The organism is Streptomyces sp. NPDC094147, from assembly GCF_044764265.1.
In the GTDB taxonomy this organism is placed as follows: domain Bacteria; phylum Actinomycetota; class Actinomycetes; order Streptomycetales; family Streptomycetaceae; genus Streptomyces.
In genome coordinates, this window is the sequence record NZ_JBIWHT010000005.1 from 59,152 (window position 1) to 82,683 (window position 23,532).

Annotated in this window: 19 protein-coding genes; 6 read left to right on the forward strand and 13 right to left on the reverse strand. The window is 71.5% G+C overall.

Features of this window, described 5'->3' with window-relative positions; genetic code table 11:
• The first annotated feature begins 154 nt into the window (after positions 1–154).
• Positions 155–1,102, forward strand: a complete 948-nt coding sequence (locus ACIQ8J_RS10900) for an FG-GAP repeat domain-containing protein (protein WP_403270975.1) — start codon at positions 155–157, stop codon at positions 1,100–1,102.
• A gap of 71 nt (positions 1,103–1,173) precedes the next feature.
• Here ACIQ8J_RS10900 and acnA read toward each other — a convergent pair whose 3' ends face one another.
• Positions 1,174–3,888, reverse strand: coding sequence for an aconitate hydratase AcnA (acnA, locus tag ACIQ8J_RS10905; RefSeq protein WP_403270973.1), 2,715 nt, complete (start codon positions 3,886–3,888; stop codon positions 1,174–1,176).
• A gap of 393 nt (positions 3,889–4,281) precedes the next feature.
• Here acnA and ACIQ8J_RS10910 point away from each other — a divergent pair, with 393 nt between their 5' ends.
• Positions 4,282–5,808, forward strand: a complete 1,527-nt coding sequence (locus ACIQ8J_RS10910; RefSeq protein WP_403270970.1) for a helix-turn-helix domain-containing protein — start codon at positions 4,282–4,284, stop codon at positions 5,806–5,808.
• Positions 5,809–5,850: 42 nt separating this feature from the next.
• Here ACIQ8J_RS10910 and ACIQ8J_RS10915 read toward each other — a convergent pair whose 3' ends face one another.
• Genes ACIQ8J_RS10915 through ACIQ8J_RS10935 form a run of 5 tightly spaced genes read right to left on the reverse strand, consistent with a single transcriptional unit; the run spans position 5,851 to position 10,521 of the window.
• On the reverse strand, positions 5,851–6,561 hold the full coding sequence (locus ACIQ8J_RS10915; RefSeq protein ID WP_403270967.1) for a GntR family transcriptional regulator: 711 nt from the start codon (positions 6,559–6,561) through the stop codon (positions 5,851–5,853).
• A gap of 28 nt (positions 6,562–6,589) precedes the next feature.
• A complete protein-coding gene (locus tag ACIQ8J_RS10920) occupies positions 6,590–7,567 on the reverse strand; it encodes an ornithine cyclodeaminase family protein (protein WP_403270964.1) in 978 nt (325 codons plus the stop codon).
• Positions 7,564–8,595, reverse strand: a complete 1,032-nt coding sequence (locus ACIQ8J_RS10925; RefSeq protein WP_403270962.1) for a proline racemase family protein — start codon at positions 8,593–8,595, stop codon at positions 7,564–7,566. The genes ACIQ8J_RS10920 and ACIQ8J_RS10925 overlap by 4 nt, the downstream gene beginning before the upstream one ends.
• Positions 8,592–9,593: a proline racemase family protein gene (locus tag ACIQ8J_RS10930; protein WP_403270959.1), complete on the reverse strand. Its 1,002-nt coding sequence runs from the start codon at positions 9,591–9,593 to the stop codon at positions 8,592–8,594. The genes ACIQ8J_RS10925 and ACIQ8J_RS10930 overlap by 4 nt, the downstream gene beginning before the upstream one ends.
• A 19-nt stretch (positions 9,594–9,612) precedes the next feature.
• Entirely contained in the window at positions 9,613–10,521 is a 909-nt protein-coding gene (locus tag ACIQ8J_RS10935; RefSeq protein ID WP_403270957.1) for a dihydrodipicolinate synthase family protein, read from the reverse strand.
• A 252-nt stretch (positions 10,522–10,773) separates the two neighbouring features.
• On the opposite strand from ACIQ8J_RS10935, the gene ACIQ8J_RS10940 reads away from it, so the two are divergent.
• Positions 10,774–12,144 carry an aminopeptidase P family protein gene (locus ACIQ8J_RS10940; RefSeq protein WP_403270954.1) on the forward strand — a complete coding sequence of 457 codons (1,371 nt, stop codon included), beginning with the start codon at positions 10,774–10,776 and terminating at the stop codon, positions 12,142–12,144.
• A gap of 18 nt (positions 12,145–12,162) precedes the next feature.
• Here ACIQ8J_RS10940 and ACIQ8J_RS10945 read toward each other — a convergent pair whose 3' ends face one another.
• Both ACIQ8J_RS10945 and ACIQ8J_RS10950 read right to left on the reverse strand, forming a co-directional pair.
• Complete coding sequence (locus tag ACIQ8J_RS10945; protein WP_403270952.1) at positions 12,163–12,561, reverse strand: RidA family protein; 399 nt, start codon at positions 12,559–12,561, stop codon at positions 12,163–12,165.
• Positions 12,558–13,667: an acyl-CoA dehydrogenase family protein gene (locus ACIQ8J_RS10950; RefSeq protein ID WP_403270949.1), complete on the reverse strand. Its 1,110-nt coding sequence runs from the start codon at positions 13,665–13,667 to the stop codon at positions 12,558–12,560. The genes ACIQ8J_RS10945 and ACIQ8J_RS10950 overlap by 4 nt, the downstream gene beginning before the upstream one ends.
• A gap of 112 nt (positions 13,668–13,779) precedes the next feature.
• Between ACIQ8J_RS10950 and ACIQ8J_RS10955 the strand changes: the two genes are divergently transcribed.
• Entirely contained in the window at positions 13,780–15,396 is a 1,617-nt protein-coding gene (locus tag ACIQ8J_RS10955; RefSeq protein WP_403270947.1) for an AMP-binding protein, read from the forward strand.
• A gap of 4 nt (positions 15,397–15,400) precedes the next feature.
• Entirely contained in the window at positions 15,401–16,234 is an 834-nt protein-coding gene (locus ACIQ8J_RS10960) for a PaaX family transcriptional regulator C-terminal domain-containing protein (RefSeq protein ID WP_403270944.1), read from the forward strand.
• 21 nt (positions 16,235–16,255) lie between these two features.
• Here ACIQ8J_RS10960 and ACIQ8J_RS10965 read toward each other — a convergent pair whose 3' ends face one another.
• Together ACIQ8J_RS10965 and ACIQ8J_RS10970 are read right to left on the reverse strand one after the other, a co-directional pair.
• On the reverse strand, positions 16,256–18,571 hold the full coding sequence (locus tag ACIQ8J_RS10965) for a bifunctional salicylyl-CoA 5-hydroxylase/oxidoreductase (RefSeq protein WP_403270941.1): 2,316 nt from the start codon (positions 18,569–18,571) through the stop codon (positions 16,256–16,258).
• Positions 18,572–18,573: 2 nt separating this feature from the next.
• The gene (locus tag ACIQ8J_RS10970) at positions 18,574–19,401 is read right to left on the reverse strand and encodes an enoyl-CoA hydratase family protein (protein WP_403270938.1); all 828 of its coding nucleotides are present in this window, start codon (positions 19,399–19,401) and stop codon (positions 18,574–18,576) included.
• A gap of 282 nt (positions 19,402–19,683) precedes the next feature.
• Here ACIQ8J_RS10970 and ACIQ8J_RS10975 point away from each other — a divergent pair, with 282 nt between their 5' ends.
• Positions 19,684–20,127, forward strand: coding sequence for an ATP-binding protein (locus ACIQ8J_RS10975; protein ID WP_403270935.1), 444 nt, complete (start codon positions 19,684–19,686; stop codon positions 20,125–20,127).
• Between the two features lie 33 nt (positions 20,128–20,160).
• Here ACIQ8J_RS10975 and argF read toward each other — a convergent pair whose 3' ends face one another.
• From argF to mmuM, 3 genes are all read right to left on the reverse strand, one after another.
• Positions 20,161–21,171 (reverse strand): ornithine carbamoyltransferase, encoded by a 1,011-nt coding sequence (gene argF, locus ACIQ8J_RS10980; RefSeq protein WP_403270932.1) that lies wholly within the window; start codon positions 21,169–21,171, stop codon positions 20,161–20,163.
• Between the two features lie 72 nt (positions 21,172–21,243).
• A complete protein-coding gene (locus tag ACIQ8J_RS10985; protein WP_403270929.1) occupies positions 21,244–22,476 on the reverse strand; it encodes an arginine deiminase in 1,233 nt (410 codons plus the stop codon).
• Positions 22,477–22,557: 81 nt separating this feature from the next.
• Positions 22,558–23,532 carry a homocysteine S-methyltransferase gene (mmuM, locus tag ACIQ8J_RS10990; RefSeq protein ID WP_403270926.1) on the reverse strand — a complete coding sequence of 325 codons (975 nt, stop codon included), beginning with the start codon at positions 23,530–23,532 and terminating at the stop codon, positions 22,558–22,560.

Sequence of the window (23,532 nt, forward strand, 5' to 3'; positions counted from 1 at the left end):
CATAGGGCGATTTGGCCGTTCGGATATGCAACTTCCTCACAGGCCAAACTAGTTGACTTGTGAAGAAGCCGTGGAACGATCGCGGTGGGACGCCGACTCCTCACGAGGTGCGGCGTCCCACTCATGATCGCTTCAGCAGACTCAGGAGCATTACGTGGCCAAACTCAATGGCCGTAAGAACGGCAGGGCACTCTCCCGCCTCGCCGTGGCGGCGACGGCCGCCGCGCTCGTCGCCGCGAGCGCCGGTGCGGCCTCGGCCGGCGGCGTCTCGCCCGCCACCGGGCGGCTGAAGGCCTCGCCGAGCGCCCCGAAGGCCAAGCACTTCGCTGCCGCACGCGACGCCGCGGCCGCGCCCGGCAGCGCCGCGGACCCGGTCTTCCCGATGTTCGCCGTGGACAACGCGGGCGGCGGCTGGGCCTACGCTCCCAACGGTTCGGGCGGTCTCACCCCCCGCGCGGGCCAGCCCGACGACTACGGGTACCTGGCCAACGACGCGCTGGTCGACAACAACGGCGACGGCTTCGCCGACGGCGAGTGGCAGTGGGACAAGAGCGGGGTGCTGCACTACTTCACCGACGCCAACTCCCCTGACAAGGTCATCGGCGGCGGCTGGAACATCTACGACAAGGTGCTCTCGCCGGGCAACCTGGCCGGCGGCCAGGCGTACGACATCATCGCGCGCGACCGGGCGGGCGTGCTGTGGCTGTACCTCGGCTACGGCGACGGCACCATGACCAGCCGCATCAGGGTCGGCGCGGGCTGGGACGCCTACACCGAGATCGCCGGCAAGGGCGACCTGACCGGTGACGGCAAGCCCGACATCGTCGCGCGCGACAAGGCGGGCGTGCTGTGGCTCTACAAGGGCACCGGCGACTACCGGGCCCCGTTCGCGCCCCGCGTCAGGATCGGCGCCGGGTGGAACGCGTACAACAAGCTCGTCTCCACCGGTGACCTGGACCTGGACGGCAAGTCCGACCTGATCGCCCGGGACAACAACGGCGGGCTGTGGCTGTACAAGGGCACCGGCAACGCCGCCGCCCCGTACCGGCCGCGCGTGCAGATCGGCTACGGCTACAACATCTACCGGCTGATGACTTCCTGACGCGCCGGTACGAAGCGGCAGGGCCGCACCCCCCTTCCGGGGAGTGCGGCCCTGCCGTCGTTCCTGGCCGCCTACTTGCGGATCAGGTTGCGCAGCACGTACTGCATGATGCCGCCGTTGCGGTAGTAGTCCGCCTCACCGGGGGTGTCGATGCGGACGACCGCGTCGAACTCGACACCCGTGTCGGTGGTGACCTTGACCGTGCGCGGGGTACTGCCGTCGTTCAGGACGGTCACACCGGTGAAGGAGAAGGTCTCCTCGCCGGTCAGGCCGAGCGAGGCGGCGGTGGCGCCCTCCGGGAACTGGAGCGGCAGGACGCCCATGCCGATGAGGTTCGAGCGGTGGATGCGCTCGTACGACTCGGCGATGACGGCCTTGACGCCGAGCAGCGCGGTGCCCTTGGCGGCCCAGTCGCGGGACGAGCCCGAGCCGTACTCCTTGCCCGCCAGGATGACCAGCGGGATGCCGGCGGCCTGGTAGTTCTGCGAGGCGTCGTAGATGAAGGAGACCGGGGCGCCCTCGACGGTGAAGTCGCGGGTGAAGCCGCCCTCCGTGCCCGGCGCGATCTGGTTGCGCAGGCGGATGTTGGCGAAGGTGCCGCGGATCATGACCTCGTGGTTGCCACGGCGCGAGCCGTAGGAGTTGAAGTCACGGCGCTCGACGCCGTGCTCCGTGAGGTACTTGCCGGCCGGGGTGTCGGCCTTGATCGCACCGGCCGGGGAGATGTGGTCGGTGGTGACCGAGTCGCCCAGCTTCGCCAGGACCCGCGCGCCGGCGATGTCGGAGACCGGGGTGGTCTCCATCGTCATGCCCTCGAAGTAAGGGGGCTTGCGGACGTAGGTGGACTCGGTGTCCCACTCGAAGGTGTTGCCGGTCGGGATCGGCAGCGACTGCCACTGCGCGTCACCCGCGAAGACGTCCTGGTAGGACTTGTTGAACATGTCCTCGCCGATGGCGTTCGCCACGACGTCGTTGACCTCGGCCTCGGTGGGCCAGATGTCCTTGAGGAAGACCGGGTTGCCGTCGGTGTCGGTGCCGATGGCCTCGGTCGTGATGTCGACCTTCATCGAACCGGCGATGGCGTACGCGACGACCAGCGGCGGGGACGCCAGGTAGTTCATCTTGACGTCGGGGTTGATCCGGCCCTCGAAGTTGCGGTTGCCGGAGAGCACCGAGGTGACCGCGAGGTCGTGCTCGTTGATCGCCTTCGAGATCTCCTCGTCCAGCGGACCGGAGTTGCCGATGCAGGTGGTGCAGCCGTACCCGACGAGGTTGAAGCCCATCTTGTCGAGGTACGGGGTGAGCCCGGCCTTGTCGAAGTAGTCGGTGACGACCTTCGAGCCCGGGGCGAGCGTGGTCTTGACCCACGGCTTGCGGGTCAGGCCCTTGTCCACGGCCTTCTTCGCGACGAGCGCGGCGGCGACCATGACGTACGGGTTCGAGGTGTTGGTGCAGGAGGTGATCGCGGCGACGGTGACGGCGCCGTGGTCGATCTCGAAGGACGAGCCGTCGGCCAGGGTGACCAGCGTCGGGCGGCTCGGCACGCCGTTGGCGGAGGCCGGGGAGTCGGAGGCCGGGAAGGACTCCTTGCCCGCCTCGTCGTCCTCGTCGACGTAGTTGCGCACGTCCAGCGCGAACTGCTGCGCGGCGTTGGCGAGGATGATGCGGTCCTGCGGGCGCTTGGGACCGGCGATCGACGGAACGACCGTGGAGAGGTCCAGCTCCAGCTTCTCGGAGAAGTCGGGCTCGGCGGCCGGGTCCAGCCAGAGGCCCTGCTCCTTGGCGTACGCCTCGACCAGCGCGACCTGCTGCTCGGAGCGGCCGGTCAGCTTCAGGTACTTCAGCGTCTCGTCGTCGATCGGGAAGATCGCGGCGGTGGAGCCGAACTCCGGCGACATGTTGCCGATGGTGGCGCGGTTGGCGAGGCTGGTGGCCGCGACGCCCTCGCCGTAGAACTCCACGAACTTGCCGACGACGCCGTGCTTGCGCAGCATCTCGGTGATCGTGAGGACCAGGTCGGTGGCGGTGGTGCCCGGGTTCAGCTCGCCGGTCAGCTTGAAGCCGACGACGCGCGGGATGAGCATGGAGACCGGCTGGCCGAGCATCGCGGCCTCGGCCTCGATGCCGCCGACGCCCCAGCCGAGCACACCGAGACCGTTGACCATCGTGGTGTGCGAGTCGGTGCCGACCAGGGTGTCCGGGTAGGCCTGGCCGCCCCGGACCATGACCGTACGGGCCAGGTGCTCGATGTTGACCTGGTGGACGATGCCGGTGCCCGGCGGGACGACCTTGAACTCGTCGAACGCGGTCTGGCCCCAGCGCAGGAACTGGTAGCGCTCCTTGTTGCGGCCGTACTCCAGCTCCACGTTCTGCGCGAACGCGTCCTTGGTGCCGAACTTGTCGGCGATGACGGAGTGGTCGATGACCAGCTCGGCCGGTGCGAGGGGGTTGATCTTCGCCGGGTCGCCGCCGAGCTCCTTGACGGCCTCACGCATGGTGGCGAGGTCCACGACACAGGGCACACCGGTGAAGTCCTGCATGATCACGCGGGCCGGGGTGAACTGGATCTCCTGGCTCGGCTGAGCCTGCGAGTCCCAGCCGCCGAGCGCGCGGATGTGGTCGGCGGTGATGTTCGCGCCGTCCTCGGTGCGGAGCAGGTTCTCCAGGAGAACCTTCAGGCTGTAAGGGAGGCGCGCGGAGCCCTCGACCTTGTCCAGCTTGAAGATCTCGTACGACTCGTCGCCCACGCGCAGCGTGCTGCGGGCGTCGAAGCTGTTCGCCGACACGACAGTCTCCTTCATATGTGTGCGCGTTCCACCACAATCCTGCCGCCACGACTTCTCGTCGATCCGCTAAGGTAAGGCTAAGTTAGGTAATCCTTACCGAGCGTCGGCTGCGGTGCGCCTCAGTAGATATCTCGATGTCGAGATAACTCTAGTACATGGCCGCGCCCTGGTCATGCACGAGCGGCGCGTCCACCCTGCCCTCACACTGCGCCATGCCCGGCCGGACCGCACCCCGGTCCTCCCGAGTCGGCGTGCGTCACACCCGGCACACCTGTACGGACGTCTCCCGTTTGCCGCCGGTGCGCCGGACCCGCACCATCGAATTGACGGTGCCTCACCCGGGTGGCCCAGCCCAGCGCGAGCGTCATCTCATATCTGAGATAACCTGCCCCCATGGCAGACGACTACCTCGTACGCATCGGCAAGCTCATCCGTGACGCCCGGCAGCACCGGGGCTGGACGCAGGCGCAGTTGGCCGAGGCTCTGGGCACCAGCCAGAGCGCCGTGAACCGCATCGAGCGCGGGAATCAGAACATCAGCCTTGAGATGATCGCGCGCATCGGGGAAGCGCTCGACAGTGAAATCGTCTCCCTCGGGTATGCGGGCCCCATGCATCTGCGCGTGGTGGGCGGCCGCCGCCTCTCGGGTTCGATCGACGTCAAGACGAGCAAGAACGCGTGCGTCGCGCTGCTCTGCGGCTCGCTGCTCAACAAGGGCCGCACCGTACTGCGCCGGGTGGCCCGCATCGAAGAGGTCTACCGGCTCCTCGAAGTCCTCAACTCCATTGGTGTACGCACCCGTTGGATCAATGAGGGCATCGACCTGGAGATCGTACCGCCGGCCGAGCTCGACCTCGACGCCATGGACGCGGAGGCCGCCCGCCGCACCCGCTCCATCATCATGTTCCTCGGCCCGCTGCTGCACCGCATGGACCAGTTCCGGCTGCCGTACGCCGGCGGCTGCGACCTCGGCACCCGCACCATCGAGCCGCACATGATCGCGCTGCGCCGGTTCGGCCTGGACATCACGGCCACCGAGGGGATCTACCACGCCGAGGTGGCGCGCACCGCGCCCGACCGGCCGATCGTGCTGACCGAACGCGGCGACACCGTCACCGAGAACGCGCTGCTCGCCGCCGCCCGCAACAACGGCGTCACCGTCATCCGCAACGCCTCCTCCAACTACATGGTCCAGGACCTGTGCTTCTTCCTGGAGGCGCTCGGCGTACGGGTCGACGGCATCGGCACCACCACCCTGACCGTGCACGGCATGGCCGACATCGACGTGGACGTCGACTACTCGCCCTCCGAGGACCCGGTCGAGGCGATGAGCCTGCTGGCCGCCGCCGTCGTCACCGAGTCCGAGCTGACGATCCGTCGGGTGCCGGTGGAGTTCCTGGAGATCGAGCTCGCGGTCCTCGAAGAGATGGGCCTCGACCACGACCGCACGGCCGAGTACGCCGCCGACAACGGGCGCACCCGGCTGATCGACCTCACCGTGCGGCCCTCCAAGCTGGAGGCGCCCATCGACAAGATCCACCCGATGCCGTTCCCCGGCCTCAACATCGACAACGTGCCGTTCTTCGCGGCGATCGCGGCGGTGGCCCAGGGCAAGACTCTCATCCACGACTGGGTGTACGACAACCGCGCGATCTACCTCACGGACCTCAACCGCCTGGGCGGCCGCCTCCAGCTCCTCGACCCGCACCGGGTCCTGGTGGAGGGCCCCACCCGCTGGCGCGCCGCCGAAATGATGTGCCCCCCGGCACTGCGCCCGGCCGTGGTGGTCCTGCTCGCCATGATGGCCGCCGAGGGCACGTCCGTGCTGCGCAACGTGTACGTCATCAACCGCGGCTACGAGGACCTGGCCGAGCGCCTCAACTCGGTGGGCGCGCAGATCGAGATCTTCCGCGACATCTAGCCGGACCGGGGCGGGCGTTCACCCCGCCCGCCCCCCGATCCGCTACCGGCCGCCCAGGATCCGCTTCGGGCGGGGCTCCACCGGTTCGTCGCGGGCCCTGGCCCACAGGGAGCGGATGTGGCCCAAGTGGCGGGCCATGCACGCCTCGGCGGCCGGCCGGTCGCCGGACCGCATCAGGTCGAGGAGCTCGATGTGCTCCTGGGCGGACGAGATCAGCTCGCCGCGTTCATCGAGCTTGGTGAGCCCGTACAGCCGGGAGCGCTTGCGCAGTTCGCCGACCGTTTCGACCAGCCGCTCGTTCCCCGCGAGCCCGAGGAGCTGGAGGTGGAAGCGGCGGTCGGCGTCGAGGTAGCCGATCAGATCGTGCTCGCGGGCCCGGTCCACTATCTCCTGGGCGATGGGCCGCAGCGCCTCCAACTGCTCGGCGGTCGCGCTGTCGGTGACCTTTCCCACGGTCGGCACCTCGATCAGCGCGCGCAGTTCCGTGTACTGGTCCAGATCGCGCTCGCTGACCTCGGTGATCCGGAAGCCCTTGTTGCGGACCGGCTCGACCAGGCCTTCGCGGGCCAGATCGAGCATCGCCTCGCGCACCGGTGTCGCGGAGATCCCGAAATCGGCGGCGAGGCCGGGGGCGGAGTAGATGGTGCCGGGGCGGAGCTCGCCCGCCACCAGTGCGGCGCGCAGGGCGTGGGCGACCTGGTCGCGCAGCCGTTCCTGGGCAACGATGAGATTGCGCTGTTTCAGGTCGCCCATGGCACTTCCTCCGTGATTCCGCGGAGGCTCAGCGTACAATCCTCCCTCCCCGCGAAGGGCTGCCCGGTTCAACTGCCGCTGTGCGTACGGCACTCGAAGTCCGGTGCAGGGCTGCCGCGACGGCCAGATCCTCCCAGGCCATGCCCACGCTCTTGAACAGCCGCGGCCGGTCCCCGGACAGCCGGGCCCCGCCCCGCACCAGCCCGGCCAGGGTGCCCGCGATGTGGTCCTCGCCGATGACGCCCTCGGCCAGCGGGATCAGCAGATCGCCCGCCTCGCGCAGGGCGGCCGTCCGCGCCTCCACCCACACCGAGGAGCGCCGCACCAGCTCCGAGTCGGTCTCCCGTACGGCCGGTTGATGGGAGCCGACCGCGACCACGGCGGCATGGCCGGGGACGAGCCGCCCGTCGAAGAGCGGCTCGTGCGCGGTGGTGCAGCAGATGACGAGATCGGCGCCGGACACGTCCGACGGCGTGCCCGTCCGGGCTTCCAGGCCCAGCTTCCGCGCGTACGCCACCAGGCGCTCGGACCGCTCGGGTGTGCGCGAGACGACCGTCAGATGGGTCAACTCCCTTGTGTGCAGCGCCGCTTCGAGGTGGGCGTACGCCTGCGGTCCCGCGCCGAAGACGACCAGGCGCGCCGCGTCGGGTGCGGCGAGCGCGTCGATCGCCAGGGCCGATACGGCCGCGGTGCGCACGCCGGTCAGCGCGGCGCCGTCGAGGAGGGCGACGGGCAGCAGGGTGGGCCCGTCGAGGAGGAGGAAGCTGCCGGTGATCCGGGGCAGTCCGCGGCCCGGGTTGGCGGGTGCGACCCCGGCGATCTTCACTCCGGCGTACGTCGCGGACGCGGCCGGCATGATGAGCAACTCCCCCGCCGGGACGGGCACGTTGGAGCGGGCCGGGCACATCTCGGGGTCGAGGCCGTCCCGCAGGACCGCCGCCAGGGCTTCGGCCGCGGCGGGTGGGGTCAGCAGAGCGGCGATGTCGTCCGCGTCGAGCTGGATCACAGCAGAAATCCCGTCGCCAGTTCGTCGTACGGGTCGAGGACGAAGGTGTGCTCGCCGGTGCGGTGGGCCGAGCCGGTGACCTCGGTGAGCGTGCCTTTCTCCGAACGGGACACGATGCGGCCGGTGAAGACCGTGCCGGTCACCGACTCGTGGCGCAGTTCGTCGCCGGGGCCGATGGTGCCGTCGTCGGCGAGCAGGACCAGCCGGGCACAGGTGCCCGAGCCGCACGGGGAGCGGTCGATCTGGCCGTCGGCGAACACGGTCACACTGCGCTGGTCCGGCCCGGCCGGCCGGTCCGCCAGGTCCTCGTGGAAGATCACTCCGTACACCCCCGCGAGGAGCGGATTCGCCGGGTCCGCGGTGGCGGGGTGGCCGGTCAGTGCGCCGCGCATCTCCCTTGCCACGGAGGTGAGTTGGGGCAGCGAGGCGCGGTCGACGGCGAGGCCGAGGTCCGCCGCCGCCACCGATACGTAGCAGGCTCCGGCGTGCGCCACGGACACCTCGGCCGTGCCGCGCGACGTGGCCACGGGGATCTTGCGGGCGGTGACCCGGGCCGGGACGCCCCGGAAGGTGACCTCGGTGGTGCGGCCCCCGGTGCGGTGCACCAGCGCGGCGACCCGGCCGGACGGCACGTCGATCCTCACCTCGGCGGTGCCGTCGTCCGGCGCGGGGACCCGGCCGCTGGCCACGGCCCAGGCGCCCAGCGCGATCGTGCCGTGGCCGCAGGCGGTCGAGTAGCCGTCCTTGTGCCAGAACAGCACGCCGAAGTGGGCGCCGTCGTCGTCGGCCGGAACGATGAAACCGCCGTACATCCCGGCGTGGCCGCGGGGTTCCTGGACGAGCAGCCGCCGGACGTCGTCCAGGGGGCCCGGTCTCGGCGCGTCGGGGGCGCCGCCCGCGCCGATCACGGTGGCCCAGCGTTCGGCGACGGTGTCCCCGGGCACGGGCGGCAGCCCGTCCGCGACGATGCGGAACGGTTCGCCCGCGGTGTGGAAGTCGACGGTGCGCACCACCACGGGCGGCTTCACAGCAGGAACCCTTCCGGGAAGGGGTCGGACGGGTTCAGGAAGTACTGGGCGGTTCCGGTGATCCAGGCCCGTCCGGTGACGGTGGGCACGACCGCGGGGAGGCCGCCGACCGTGGTCTCGCCGACGAGCCGGCCGGTGAACTCCGTACCGATGAACGACTCGTTGGTGAAGTCGCGGTGCAGGGGGAGCTCGCCGCGGGCGTGCAGCTGGGCCATCCGCGCGGAGGTGCCGGTGCCGCACGGGGAGCGGTCGAACCAGCCCGGGTGGATCGCCATGGCGTGCCGCGAGCGCGTCGCGTCGGAGCCGGGAGCCGCGAGGTAGACGTGTTTCACCCCGCCGATCTCCGGGTGCTCGGGGTGCGCCGGACGGTCGGTCGCGTTGATGGCGTCCATGATGGCGAGCCCGGCGGCGAGCAGCTCGTCCTTGCGGTCCCGGTCGAAGGGCAGGCCGAGTGCGCCGAGGTCCATGAAGGCGTAGAAGTTGCCTCCGTAGGCGAGGTCGTAGGTGACCGTGCCGAAGCCCGGGACCGCCACCTTCCGGTCGAGCGCCAGGCAGAACGCGGGAACGTTGGTCAGCGTGACGGACTTCGCCTCGCCGTCCTCGACCCGTACGTCCACGCTGACCAGACCGGCCGGGGTGTCGAGCCGTACGGTGGTGACGGGCTCGGTGACCGGGACCATTCCGGTCTCCACCAGCACGGTGGCCACCCCGATGGTGCCGTGGCCGCACATCGGCAGGAGCCCGGAGACCTCGATGTAGAGGACGCCGTAGTCCGCGTCGGGCCGGGTCGGCGGCTGGAGGATCGCGCCGCTCATCGCGGCGTGGCCGCGCGGCTCGTACATCAGCAGCGTACGGATGTGGTCGAGATGCTCGATGAAGTGCAGTCGCCGCTCGGCCATGGTGGCGCCCGGGATGACGCCCAGGCCGCCGGTGATGACGCGGGTCGGCATGCCTTCGGTGTGCGAGTCGACCGCGTGGTAGATGTGTCGGGTCCGCATGATTCGCCTCCCTGGCGGGCTACTTGTGGCCTTCGGCGAGCGCCTTCTCGGTGGCGGCGCGCACCACGGCTTCCTGTTCTGCGGTGAGCGGGTGCCGGGGCGGCCGGACGGGTCCGCCGGGCCGGCCCGCCAGGTCCATGGAGAGCTTGATCGCCTGGACGAACTCGGTCTTCGAGTCCCAGCGCAGCAGCGGATGGAGCGCCCGGTAGAGGGGACGGGCCGTGGCGAGGTCGCCGTCGACCGCCGCGCGGTAGAGCTGGGCGCAGGAGACGGGCAGCGCGTTGGGGTATCCGGCGATCCAGCCGACCGCACCGGCCAGCGCCAGTTCGAGCAGTACGTCGTCGGCCCCGACCAACAGGTCCAGTTCCGGGGCGAGTTCGGCCATCTCGTAGGAGCGGCGCACATCGCCGCTGAACTCCTTCACGGCGACGATGCTGCCATCCGCGTACAGCTGGGCGAGCAACGCGGGCGTGAGGTCGACCTTGGTGTCGTACGGGTTGTTGTAGGCGACGACGGGCAGCCCCGCCCTGGCGACCTCGGCGTAGTGGGCCCGTACGGCCCGGTCGTCGGCGCGGTAGGCGTTCGGCGGCAGCAGCAGTACGGAGCCCGCGCCGGCCTCGCGGGCCTGCTCGGCCCAGCGGCGGGATTCGGCGCTGCCGTAGGCGGCGACCCCGGCCATGACGCGGGAGCCGTCGCCCGCCGCCTCGACCGCCGTGCGCACGACGCGGGCGCGCTCCTCGTCGGTGAGGGTCTGGTACTCGCCGAGCGAACCGTTCGGCACGACGCCGTCGCTGCCGTTGTCGATCAGCCAGCGCACGTGCCGGGCGTAGGCGCTGAAGTCGACGGAGAGGTCGGTGTGCAGGGGAAGTGCGGTCGCGACGAGGATTCCGTGCCAGGGCCGGAGGCGCTGAGGTGCTGCAGACGTCATGATCGGTCTCCCTAGAGTGGTGTGTGACATTTTACTGACCTGTGCAGGGTGCCCACAAGAGCCGGACACGAGGGAGATCGCGCACGTCCGGCGGGGCCTGTGCAACAGAGCGGGGTGGGCGGCAAATCCCCTGCCCCAGGGGGAACTTGGGGCCTTGGGTGGGCTGTTCAGCGAGCCGTCACATAGTAATGTGAAATAGCACTGACCTTATGTACACCCATCCCTTGCCCGTCCTCAACCCTGGGAGCCCTGATGGCCGAGCGCCCCGCCCGCCCCAACACCGGCAGCCACGACCTTCCCGTCGGCCTCGAACTCGCCGCGTTCATGACCGCGGACTGGGCTCCCACCCCGCTGCCCGCGGACGCCCGGGTGCAGGGGTTCGAGGTCACCCCGGGCCGCCGGGCGCGGCTCTCCGCCCGCTTCCCCGGGGAGCGGCTCATCGTGCCCGCAGGGGAGTTGGCGGTCCGCAGCAACGACTGCGACCACCGCTTCCGCCCGCACAGCGCGTACGCCTGGCTGACCGGCCTGACCGGTGAGGACCAGCCCGGCCATGTGCTCGTGCTCGAACCGTCCGGTTCCGGGCACGAGGCGGTGCTGTACGTGCGGCCGCGCTCGCCGCGCGCCGACGGCGGCGACGAGTTCTACCGCGACCGCAGGTACGGAGAGTTCTGGGTGGGGCGCCGCCCCGACCTCGCGGAGGCGGAGCGCCTGACGGGGATCCGCTGCGCCCACGTGGACGACCTGGGCGCCCTGCCGCCCGGCCGCGACGCGTCGACGGACCCCGAACTGGCGCAGGTGCTCTCCGAGTTGAGGCTGGTGAAGGACGCCTGGGAGGTGGCCCAGCTCCAGCTGGCCGTCGACCAGACCACCGCGGGTTTCGAGGACGTCGTACGCTCCCTGCCGCGCGCCCTCCCCCATCCGCGGGGCGAGCGCGTGCTCGAAGGGGTCTTCGGGCTGCGCGCCCGCGCCGAGGGCAACGGCACGGGGTACGAGACGATCGCCGCGTCCGGCGCGCACGCCTGCGTACTGCACTGGATCCGCAACGACGGGCGGCTCGATGCGCGGGACCTGCTGCTGCTCGACGCGGGCGTGGAGACCGACACCCTCTACACGGCCGACATCACCCGCACGCTCCCGCTCTCGGGCCGCTTCTCCCCTGTCCAGCGCCAGGTGTACGAACTCGTCCTGGCCGCGCAGGAGGCGGGCATCGCGGCGCTGCGGCCGGGCGCCGCCTTCCGCGACTTCCACCGGGCCGCGATGGCGGTCATCGCGGAGGGCCTGACGGAGTGGGGCGTCCTCAAGAGCGCCTCGGGCGAACTGCACCGCCGCTACACCCTGTGCGGCAGCGGGCACATGCTGGGCCTGGACGTCCACGACTGCGCGAAGGCGCGCGCCGAGACGTACCTGGAGGGCGTGCTTGAGCCCGGCCAGGTCCTCACCGTCGAGCCCGGCCTGTACCTCCAGCCGGACGACGAGACCCTGCCGCCCGAGCTGCGCGGGATAGGCGTCCGCATCGAGGACGACCTGGTGATCACGGAGAACGGCGCCCAGCTGCTGTCGGGGGCGCTGCCGAGGTCGGTCGAGGGGATCGAGGAGTGGATGGGGGAGCTGCTTGAGGGGTGAGTTCCGCCGGGGCGGGGGCTAGTCGAGGACCGCGAAGCCGTCCAGTTCGATCCGGGCCTGGGTGTCCCACAGGCGCACCGCGCCGATCACCGCCATCGCCGGATAGTCGCGGCCCGCCAACTCCCGCCAGATGGCGCCGAGTTCGCGGGCCCGCTCCCGGTACTCCGCGACATCCGTGGCGTACACGGTGACCCGCGCGAGATCGCCCGGCGTGCCCCCCGCCGCTCCAAGCGCCGCGAGGAGGTTGGACAGCGCGGTGCGGAACTGCTCGGGCAGCGTGTCGCCCACCACCTTGCCGTCGCCGTCCAGCGCGGTCTGCCCCGCGAGGAAGACGAGGCGGCTGCCGCTGGCGACCACCGCGTGGCTGAACCCCGTCGCCGGGGACAGTTCGGCCGGGTTCAACCGCTCCAGGCTCATCGGTACAGCTCCTTCGCGATGATCGTGCGCTGCACTTCGCTCGCTCCCTCGTAGATGCGGGGCGCGCGCACCTCACGGTAGAGGTGTTCGAGCAGGTGCCCGCGTTGCAGCGCGCGGGCGCCGTGGAGCTGGACCGCCGTGTCGACGACGTGCTGCGCCGTCTCGGTGGCGAACAGCTTGGCCATCGCCGAACCGCGCGCGATGCCCGCGTCGCCCCGGTCGTGGGCGGACGCCGCCGCGTACACCAGGAGCCGCGCCGCCTCGGTGCGGGTCGCCATGTCGGCGACCTGGTGGGACACCGCCTGGAGATCCTTCAGCCGGCCGCCGAACGCGGCCCGTCGGGCGGTGTGCTCGACCGTCGCGTCCAGCGCCGCCTGCGCCATGCCGACGGCGAACGCCCCGACGCTCGGCCGGAACAGGTTGAGGGTGTTCATCGCGACGCCGAAGCCCCGGTCCACCTCGCCGAGGACGTCGTCGGCGCTCACGGGTACGCCGTCGAATCCGAGGCTGCCGATGGCGTGCGGCGACAGCATGTCGAGCGCGGTGCCGGTCAGCCCCGGCCGGTCGGCGGGGACGAGGAAGGCCGTCACTCCGCGCGCGCCCGCGTCCGGCGTGGTACGGGCGAAGACGGTGTAGAAGTCGGCCTCGGGCGCGTTGGAGATCCAGCACTTCTCCCCGGTGAGCCGCCAACCACCGCTGTACTCAACGGCGTTGAGGCTGAGCGCGGCGGCGTCCGAGCCCGCGTCCGGCTCGCTGAGCGCGAAGGCCGCGACCGCGCGGCCCGCCGCCACCCCGGGCAGCCAGCGTTCGCGCTGCGCGGCCGATCCGTACGCGGCGACCGGATGCGCGCCGAGGCCCTGGAGGGCGAGCGCGGTCTCCGCCTCCGTGCACGCGTACGCCAGCGATTCGCGCATCAGGCACAGGTCGAGCGCGCCCGAGTCGAAGAGGCGGGCCAGCAGGCCGTACTCCCCGAGCGCCTCGACGAGTGGCCGGTTGACGCGTCCTGGCTCACCCTTGTCCGCAAGGGGGCGCAGCCGCGCCCCGGCGAGCACCCGCAGTTCCCCGCACCACTCCAGCTGGTCCGGCTCCAGCGCGAATCCGGGCATGGCCACCCCTTTCCCACTCGGGCTCCGACAACGGCACAGCCGCTCTATCGCGAACTGTTGACTGTCGTCATGCAAACGATACGCTCCAGATGCGACAAGGGGGCGATCCCGTATGGAGCTGAAGACCTCAGCGCACGCCGACACCTTTCCCCGCGACCATCTGCCGCCGTACGAGCAGTGGCCCGAGCTGATCCTCGACCTGCCCGGTCCCGCCCGCCCCGAGCGGCTCAACTGCGGCGCCGAACTCCTCGACACCACCATCGGGCGCTTCGGCCCGGACCGCCCCGCCTTCCGCACCGGCGACGGGGAGGTCTGGACGTACGCGGAACTGCGCGACCGGGTCGACCGGATCGCCCACGTCCTGACGGGCGAGCTCGGCGTGGTGCCCGGCAACCGGGTGCTGCTGCGCGGGCCGACCACGCCGTGGCTGGCCGCGTGCTGGCTGGCGGTGATGAAGGCGGGCGCGGTCGCCGTGACGGTCCTGGCCCAGCAGCGCGCGCACGAGCTGGCCGTCATGTGCGACATCGCGCGGATCGGCCACGCGCTGTGCGACGCCCGCGCGCTAGCCGATCTGGAGAAGGCCCGGGTGCCCGGACTGCGCGTCACGGCGTACGGCGGCGACGGCCCCGGCGATCTGCTGAACCGCATCGAGCGGGCCCCTTCCGGGCGGTTCACCGCCGTCGACACCTCGGCGGACGATGTCGCCCTGATCGCGTTCACCTCGGGCACGACGGGTCGCCCGAAAGGCTGTATGCACTTCCACCGGGATGTGCTCGCCATCGCCGACACCTTCGCGCGCCATGTGCTGAAGCCGACGCCCGACGACGTCTTCGCGGGCAGCCCCCCGCTCGGCTTCACCTTCGGGCTCGGCGGCCTCGTCATCTTCCCGCTGCGGGCCGGCGCCTCGTCGCTGCTACTCGAACAGGCCGGCCCCAAGCAGCTGCTGCCCGCGCTCGCCGAGCACCGGGTGTCGGTCCTGTTCACCGCGCCGACCGCGTACCGGGCGATGCTGGACGAGCTCGACGCGTACGACCTGAGCGCGCTGCGGCGCTGCGTGTCGGCCGGCGAGAACCTTCCGGCGGCGACCTGGCGGGCCTGGCAGCAGCGGACCGGGCTGCGCATCATCAACGGCATCGGGGCCACCGAACTGCTGCACATCTTCATCTCGGCGGCGGACGGCGACATCCGGCCCGGCACCACCGGCCGAGCCGTGCCCGGCTGGCAGGCCCGCATCGTCGACACCGAGGGACGGCCCGTGGCGGACGGCGAACCCGGGCTGCTCGCCGTGCGCGGCCCGGTCGGCTGCCGCTACCTCGCGGACGAGCGGCAGCGGGAGTACGTGCGGGACGGCTGGAACGTCACGGGCGACACCTATGTGCGCGAGAGCGGCGGCTGGTTCCGGTACGTGGCCCGCGCCGACGACATGATCATTTCGAGTGGCTTCAACATCGCCGGCCCCGAGGTCGAGGACGCGCTGCTGCGCCACCCCGATGTCACCGAGGCCGCGGTGGTGGGGCGCCCCGACGAGACCCGCGGCCATGTCGTGGTCGCCTACTGCGTGTTGCGGCCCGGCGTGCCGCGCGGGGAGGGCACGGTGGCGCTGCTGCGCGACTTCGTGAAGTCCGAGCTCGTCCCGTACAAGTGCCCGCGCGAGATCGTCTTCCTGGACGCGCTCCCCCGCACGCCCACCGGCAAGCTCCAGCGCTTCCGGCTGCGGGAACTAGAGTGATCACGTGGCCGAGCAGCACACCCCCCGATCCTTGATCGTCACCCTTTACGGCGCCTACGGGCGCGAGACCTCCGGCTCGCTGGCGGTGGCCGAACTGATCCGGCTGCTCGCGGCGGTCGGCGTGGACGCGCCGTCCGTCCGCTCGTCGGTGTCCCGGCTCAAACGGCGCGGGCTGCTCGTGGCGCAGCCGACAGCGCAGGGTGCGGCCGGCTACGCGCTGTCGGCCGACGCCCGCCAGCTCCTGGACGACGGCGACCGGCGCATCTACGCCCGCCCCTCGCCGCGAGCCGCCGACGGCTGGGTGCTCGCGGTGTTCTCCGTCCCCGAGTCGGAGCGCAGCAAGCGGCACGTCCTGCGCTCACGCCTCGCCGGACTCGGCTTCGGGACGGCGGCGCCCGGCGTGTGGCTCGCCCCGGCGCGACTGTACGACGAGACCCGGCACACCCTGGAGCGCCTCCAACTCGCCCCGTACGTCGAGCTGTTCCGGGGTGAGCACCTCGGCTTCGCGCCCACCGAGGAGGCGGTCGCCCGCTGGTGGGACCTGCCGGCCATCGCCAAGCAGCACGAGGACTTCCTGGACCGGCACGAACCGGTGCTGCGGGACTGGCAGGCACGGGCACCCGGCGGACCAGGTGCCCCGGACGACGCCGAGGCCGCCTACCGCGACTACCTCCTCGCCCTGGACTCCTGGCGCAGACTGCCGTACGCCGACCCGGGGCTGCCCGCCGAACTCCTGCCCCGCGACTGGCCGGGCGGCCGCTCCGCCGAGGTCTTCGGCCGGCTGCACGGACGGCTGCGGGAGGCGGGCGCGGCGTTCGTGAGGGGCGCACTGGCCTGACGAACTCGGCTTGACTGAGCGTCAGTTCAGGCTGAGGCGCGGTCTGGGGGCGTCCGTGCGGCCCGTCGGCGGTGTGCGGCTGCCCGCGCGGTAGGGCAGCGGCCAGGTCGCGCCCGGTCCCCCATAGCCCTGCTCGGCCGCGGCGTGCAGCGTCCAGTGGGGGTCGTACAGGTGGGGGCGGGCCAGCGCGCACAGGTCGGCGCGGCCGGCGAGCAGCAGGGAGTTGACGTCGTCCCAGGAGGAGATGGCGCCGACCGCCACGACCGGGATGCCCAGCTCGTTGCGGATCCGGTCGGCGAACGGGGTCTGGTACGAGCGCCCGTATTCGGGGAGTTCGTCGGGGACGACCTGACCAGTGGAGACGTCGATGGCGTCGGCGCCGTGCGCGACGAAGGCCCGCGCGATCTCGACGGCGTCCTCGGCGGTGGTGCCGCCGTCGGCCCAGTCGGTGGCGGAGATGCGGACCGTCATCGGGCGGTCGCCGGGCCAGATGCCGCGTACCGCGTCGAAGACTTCGAGGGGGAAGCGGAGCCGGGCCGCGAGGGAACCGCCGTAGCCGTCCGTCCGTTGGTTGGTGAGAGGGGAGAGGAATCCGGAGAGCAAGTAGCCGTGTGCGCAGTGCAGTTCGAGGAGGTCGAATCCGCAGTTCGCCGCCCGCCAGGCCGCGGCCGCGAACTGCTCGCGGATGTCGGTGAGCCCCGCGTGGTCCAGCGCGTGCGGGACTTGGTTGACACCGGGTCGGTACGGAAGCGGGGAGGCGGCGGCGACGGGCCAGTTGCCGGTGTCGAGCGGCTGGTCGATGCCGTCCCACATCAGTTTGGTCGAGCCCTTGCGCCCGGAGTGGCCGAGCTGGACGCCGAAGGCGGTGCCGGGTGCCTGCCGGTGCACGAAGTCGGCGATGCGCCGCCAGGCATGGGCCTGTTCGGGGGTGTAGAGGCCGGCGCAGCCGGGGGTGATCCGGCCCTCGGGGCTGACGCACACCATCTCGGTCATGACCAGGCCCGCGCCGCCCAGCGCGCGGGCGCCGAGGTGGACGAGGTGGAAGTCGCCGGGGACGCCGTCCACGGCGGAGTACATGTCCATGGGCGAGACGACCACGCGGTTCTTCAGTTCGAGGCCGCGCAGCCGAAAGGGGGTGAACATGGGCGGGGTGCCCGGCGGGCAGCCGAATTCCCGCTCGACGGTGTCGGTGAATCCGGGGTCGCGCAGCCGCAGGTTGCCGTGGGTGACCCGGCGGCTGCGGGTGAGGAGGTTGAAGGCGAACTGCCGGGCGGGCTGGTCGAGATGGCGTTCCAGCTCCTCGAACCAGCGCAGGCTGGCCGCGGCCGCGCGCTGCGTCGACTCGACCACGGGCCGCCGCTCGCTCTCGTACGCGCCGAGGGCGGTGGGCAGATCGGGCTGCTCCTCGATGCAGGCGGCGAGCGCGAGGGCGTCCTCGACGGCGAGCTTGGTGCCGGAGCCGATGGAGAAGTGCGCGGTGTGCGCCGCGTCGCCGAGCAGCACCGTATTGCCGTACGACCAGCGCTCGTTGACGACGGTGCGGAACGCGGTCCATGAGGACTTGTTGCCGCGCAGGGGCCGTCCGCCGAGGGCTTCGGTGAAGATCTTGGCGCACTGGTCGGCGGAGGCACCGGCGTCCAGCGCGTCGAAACCGGCGGCCGCCCACACCTCCTCGCGCATTTCGACGATGACCGTGGAGGAGTCGGCGGAGTAGGGGTATCCGTGCAGCTGCATCACGCCGTGTTCGGTCTCGGCGATCTCGAACCGGAAGGCGTCGAAGGCGAAGTCCGCGGCGAGCCAGATGTAGCGGCAGCGGTGGCTGGTGATGCGGGGCGCGAAGTGGTCGGCATGCGCCTCGCGGGTGAGGCTGTGCACGCCGTCCGCGGCGACCACCAGGTCGTACGCTGCGGCGAGTTCGGCCGACGGCGGCGCCTCGGTGCGGAACCGCAGGTCGACGCCGAGCGACTGGCAGCGCTCGTGCAGGATCTCCAGGAGCCTGCGCCGGCCGAGCGCGGCGAAGCCGTGCCCGCCGGAGGTGAGCGTGCGGCCCCGGTGCACGATGTCGATGTCGTCCCACCGTACGAACTCGGCGCGCAGCGCCCGGTAGACGGCCGGGTCGGCGTGCTCGATTCCGCCGAGGGTCTCGTCGGAGAGCACGACGCCGAAGCCGAAGGTGTCGTCGGGAGCGTTGCGCTCCCAGACCGTGATGTCCCGTCCGGGACCGAGCCGCTTGAGCAGGGCTGCGGCGTAGAGCCCGCCGGGGCCGCCGCCGATGACGGCGATCCGCAGGGGGGTGCCTTCCGGCGGCGCCGCGGCGGCGGCTCGTGGGCCCGGCATCGCTAGCGCCCCTGCCATTTCGGTGGGCGCTTCTCGGTGAAGGCCGCGTGGAATTCGGCGTAGTCCGCGCCGGTCATCAGCAGGGCCTGGGTGGCCGCGTCCAGTTCGACGGAGGCGGCGAGCGGCATGTCGAGTTCGGCGGTGAGCAGCGCCTTGGTCTGGGCGTACGCGAGAGCTGGCCCCTCGGCGAGGCGGCGGGCCAGTTCGGCGGCGCGTTCGTCCGCGCGGCCCTCCTCCGTCAACTCGCTGAGCAGGCCGATCCGTTCGGCCTCGGGCGCGCGTACCGGTTCGCCGAGCATGAGCAGGCGGGTGGCGTGGCCGAGGCCGACGACCCTCGGCAGCAGATAGGCCGCGCCCATGTCGCCGCCCGACAGGCCGACCTTGGTGAAGAGGAAGGCGAACCGGGCGGTGGGGTCCGCGATGCGGAAGTCGGCGGCCAGCGCGAGTACGGCGCCCGCGCCGGCCGCGACGCCGTGGACCGCGGCGATCACGGGGAAGGGGCATTCGCGGATCGCCCGGACGACCTGTCCGGTCATCCGGTTGAAGTCGAGGATCTCGGCGGTGTTCATGGACAGGGTGGCGCCGATGATGTCGTCCACGTCGCCACCGGAACAGAAACCGCGCCCCTGTCCCGCCAGGACCAGGGCGCGCACGGAGCGCTCCCTGGACAGTTCGGCGAGCAGGTCGCGGAGGTCGGCGTAGGCGCCGAAGGTCAGGGCGTTGAGTTTCTCCGGCCGGGCGAGGGTGACCGTCGCGACCCCGTCGGCCACCGAGAGCCGCAGATGGCGCCAGTTCTCGGTGGGGGACGCGGAGCTGGGAAAGGGGCTCATCGGAGTGCGGCCTCCTTCGGCGGGGCGACAGGTGCCGCCGCTGCTTCTGCTGCCTGCCCGACGAAGGTATCACTCGTACGTGACTGTCGTCACGAGTACGCGATAACACCGGTCCGGCGCCCGGCCGCCCGCGTGCGGCGGGACAGGGCCCAAAGTGCTGGACCCCCGGTGCCGCACGGCCCCGGGAGGTCCGGCCGGGGTCCCCTGTCTCCGGCGCACACCGACTTCGTAAGGTTGAAAGCAGGACGAACCCCCACCCCCACCCGAACGGAACCCCCCGCTGTGCCCCCCGAGCCTTCCGGCCCCGCCGCCGACCACGGCGCCGCACCGTCCGCCTGGCGCATCCCGCTCCCCCACACCACGGCCGCCGTTCCGATCGCGCGGGCCCTGATCCGCACCGCGCTCGCGGACATCGACGTGCCCGCCGACAGCGACACGGCCGAGCTGCTCACCGCGGAACTCGTCGCCAACGCCGTCGAGCACACAACGGGCGGGGCACCGATCGAGCTGGTGGTGGAGCTGCTGGCGTCCGGCTGCCAGGTCGAGGTGCACGACGGTTCGCCGCTGCCGCCCGGCGCTCTCACCAGCACCGCAGCGGAGCCGGACCCCTGGCAGGAGCACGGCCGCGGCCTGCTCCTCATCCGCCCCCTTAGCTCGGCCTGCGGCCACCGCCCCACCGCACACGGCAAGGCCGTCTGGTTCACCCTGCGGGGGCACCGGGCCTGACGCGGGGCACGCCCCGGCTTCCCACAGCCGTACTCAGCCCGCCTGGTTCCCCAGGGTGGCGACCATGACCGCCTTGATGGTGTGCATCCGGTTCTCGGCCTCGTCGAAGACGACCGAGTGCGCCGATTCGAAGACCTCGTCGGTCACTTCGAGCTCGCTCAGCCCGTACCGCTCGTGGATCTCTCGGCCGACCTGGGTGCCGAGGTCGTGGAAGGCGGGCAGGCAGTGCAGGAACTTGACGTCCGGGTTGCCGGTCGCGCGCAGCACGTCCATGGTCACCGCGTACGGCGCGAGGGACTTGATCCGCTCGGCCCAGATCTCCTGGGGCTCGCCCATCGAGACCCAGACGTCGGTGGCCACGAAGTCCGCCCCGGCGACGCCCTCTTCGACGGACTCGGTCAGGGTGATCCGGGCGCCGCTCGCCCCGGCCGCCTCGCGGGCCCGCGCGACGATCTCCTCGGCCGGCCAGTAGGCCTTGGGGGCCACGATCCGTACGTCCATGCCGAGCAGGGCGCCGGTGACCAGGTAGGAATTGCCCATGTTGAAGCGGGCGTCACCCAGATAGGCGAAGGCGACCTCACCGAGCGGCTTGTCCGTGCACTCGGTGACGGTGAGGACGTCGGCGAGCATCTGGGTGGGGTGCCAGTCGTCGGTCAGTCCGTTGTAGACCGGGACGCCGGCGTGCTCGGCGAGGGTCTCGACGGTCCGCTGGGCATCGCCCCGGAACTCGATCGCGTCGAACATCCGGCCGAGCACCCGCGCGGTGTCCCGCGCGGACTCCTTCTTGCCGATGTGCGAGCCCACCGGGTCGATGTACGTCGTCGAGGCGCCCTGGTCGGCGGCGGCCACCTCGAAGGAGCAGCGGGTGCGCGTCGAGGCCTTCTCGAAGATGAGCGCGATGTTCTTGCCGCGCAGCCGCTGCACCTCCGCACCCGCCTTCTTGGCCGCCTTGAGTTCGGCGGCGAGCGCGACGAGCCCGAGGAACTCCTCGGCCGTGAAGTCCAGCTCCTTGAGGAAGTGGCGGCCTGCGAGATCTAGCGCCATGGTGGCTGCTCCTGGGGACGGATAGGGGGCGACGAACGGAGACGCTGTAAGTATATACGGTTGAGCGCATCACTATACGGCATCGCGCTCGACCGGACAGCTCATGCAGCGCGGACCGCCCCTCCCCCGCCCCAGCTCACTGCCCGGAATCTCGATCACCTCGATGCCCTCCCTGCGCAGATGCGTATTGGTTGTCACATTGCGCTCGTACGCGACGACCACACCCGGTTCGACGGCGAGCACATTGCAGCCGTCGTCCCACTGCTCGCGCTCCGCCGAGTGCACGTCCTGCGTCGCGGTCAGCACCCTGATCCGGTCCAGGCCGAGCGCCGCCGCGATCGCCCGGTGCATGTGCTCGGGCGGATGGTCGGTGACCTTCAGATCCTGCTCTCCCGCGCCCGGCTCGATCGTGTAGGAGCGGAGCATGCCCAGACCCGCGTACTGGGTGAAGGTTTCTCCGTCGACCATCGTCATCACGGTGTCGAGATGCATGAACGCCCGCCGCTTCGGCATGTCGAGCGCCACGATGGTCTGCGCCGAGCCCGCCGCGAACAGACCGCGGGCCAGCATCTCCACGGCCTGCGGGGTGGTGCGCTCGCTCATCCCGATCAGCACCGCCCCGTTCCCGATCACCAGGACGTCGCCGCCCTCGATGGTCGACGGATAGTCGCTCTGCCCCCGCGACCAGATGTTGAACGGGCCCGCCTCGGGCCCCTTGAACAGCGGATGATGACGGTAGATCGCCTCGAAGTGGACGGTCTCGCGCTGCCGGGCCGGCCAGCGCATCGCGTTGATGGACACCCCGTCGTAGATCCAGGCGGAGGTGTCGCGGGTGAAGAGGTGGTTGGGCAGCGGGCCGAGCAGGAAGTCGTCCAGATCCATCACGTGGAAGCGCACCGACGTCGGCTCCGGATGCCTCTCCAGGAACTCCCGCTTGGTCATCCCGCCGACCAGCGCCTCCGCGAGGTCGGCGGCCGGCAGTTCCTCGAAGGACGCCCGCAGATGCCCGGTGGCCAGCGGCCCGTACTCCTTCTCGTCGAAGACCCGGTCCAGTACCAGCGCCCGCGCCTGCGGGATCGTCAGCGACTCGCGCAGCAGATCACCGAAGAGATGCACCTCCACCCCGCGGTCGCGGAGCACGTCCGCGAAACCGTCGTGCTCCTGCCTGGCCCGGCGCACCCACAGCACGTCGTCGAAGAGCAGCGCGTCCTTGTTGCTGGGCGTGAGCCGCTTCAGCTCCAGATCTGGCCGGTGGAGTATGACGCGGCGCAGCCGCCCGGTCTCGGAATCGACATGGAATCCCATGTCTCCATCCTGTCCCGCGGCGGCCCCGCTCACCCGACGAACACAGCCAGCGCCGGGCGCCTGCCCGGGGCTGGTGACCCCCTACGGCTGGTGCGCCGCGAGCCGGGCGATCTCCACCGGTCCCACCCGGCAGCACCCGCCGACCAGCCGCGCCCCTGCCGACCGCCACTCCCTCAGCCGCCCCGGATCGAACGTCCGGGCACCCACCCAGCCCCGCCGCACCGCGTCCCACCGCTCGCCGCTGTTCGGGTAGACCACCACCGGCTTGCCCGTGACCGACGCCGCGAGCGGCACCGCCCGGTCGGCGTCGGCGGGGGCGCAGCAGTTCACGCCGACCGCGATCACCTGGTCCTGGCCCGCCGCGAGCCCGAACGCCGCAGTCAGCTCCTGACCGGCCCGGGTGCGCCCGCCCTCGATGCTGTACGAGAGCCACACCGGCACCCCGCACCCCTCCACCGCCCGCAGCAGCGCCTCCGCCTCGTCGACATCCGGCACCGTCTCCAGGGCGAGCACATCGGGCCCGGCCGCCACCAGCGCCTCGATGCGCGGCCGATGGAACCGCTCCAGCTCGCGGACGCTCAGCCCGTATCGCCCCCGGTACTCGCTGCCGTCGGCCAGGAAGGCGCCGTAGGGGCCGACGGAGGCCGCGACCCAGACTTCGCGGCTTCCGGCGGGGCTTGGCGGGGCTCCCTGCGAGCCCCCGCCCAGGCCCTGCGGCCCACCATCCGCGCCTTCCTCCCCGGCCAAGTCCCCTGCCGTACGCGCCAGTTGAACGCTTCTGGCCAGCAGGACCTCCGCTTCGCGGTGGCTCAGCCCTCGGCGGGCGAACCCTTCGAAGGTGGCCTGATAGCTGGCCGTGGTCAGAACTTGGGCGCCCGCCCGTACGTATGCCGTGTGCGCGGCCCGGATCTGTCGCGGGTCGTCCGCGAGCAGCCGGGCCGACCACAGTGCGTCGCCCAAGTCGCAGCCCTGGGCCTCCAGTTGGTTGGAGAGCCCGCCGTCGAGGACGACGGTTCCCTGCGCGAGGGCCGCGGCGAGGGTCCGGGCGGGGCGCAC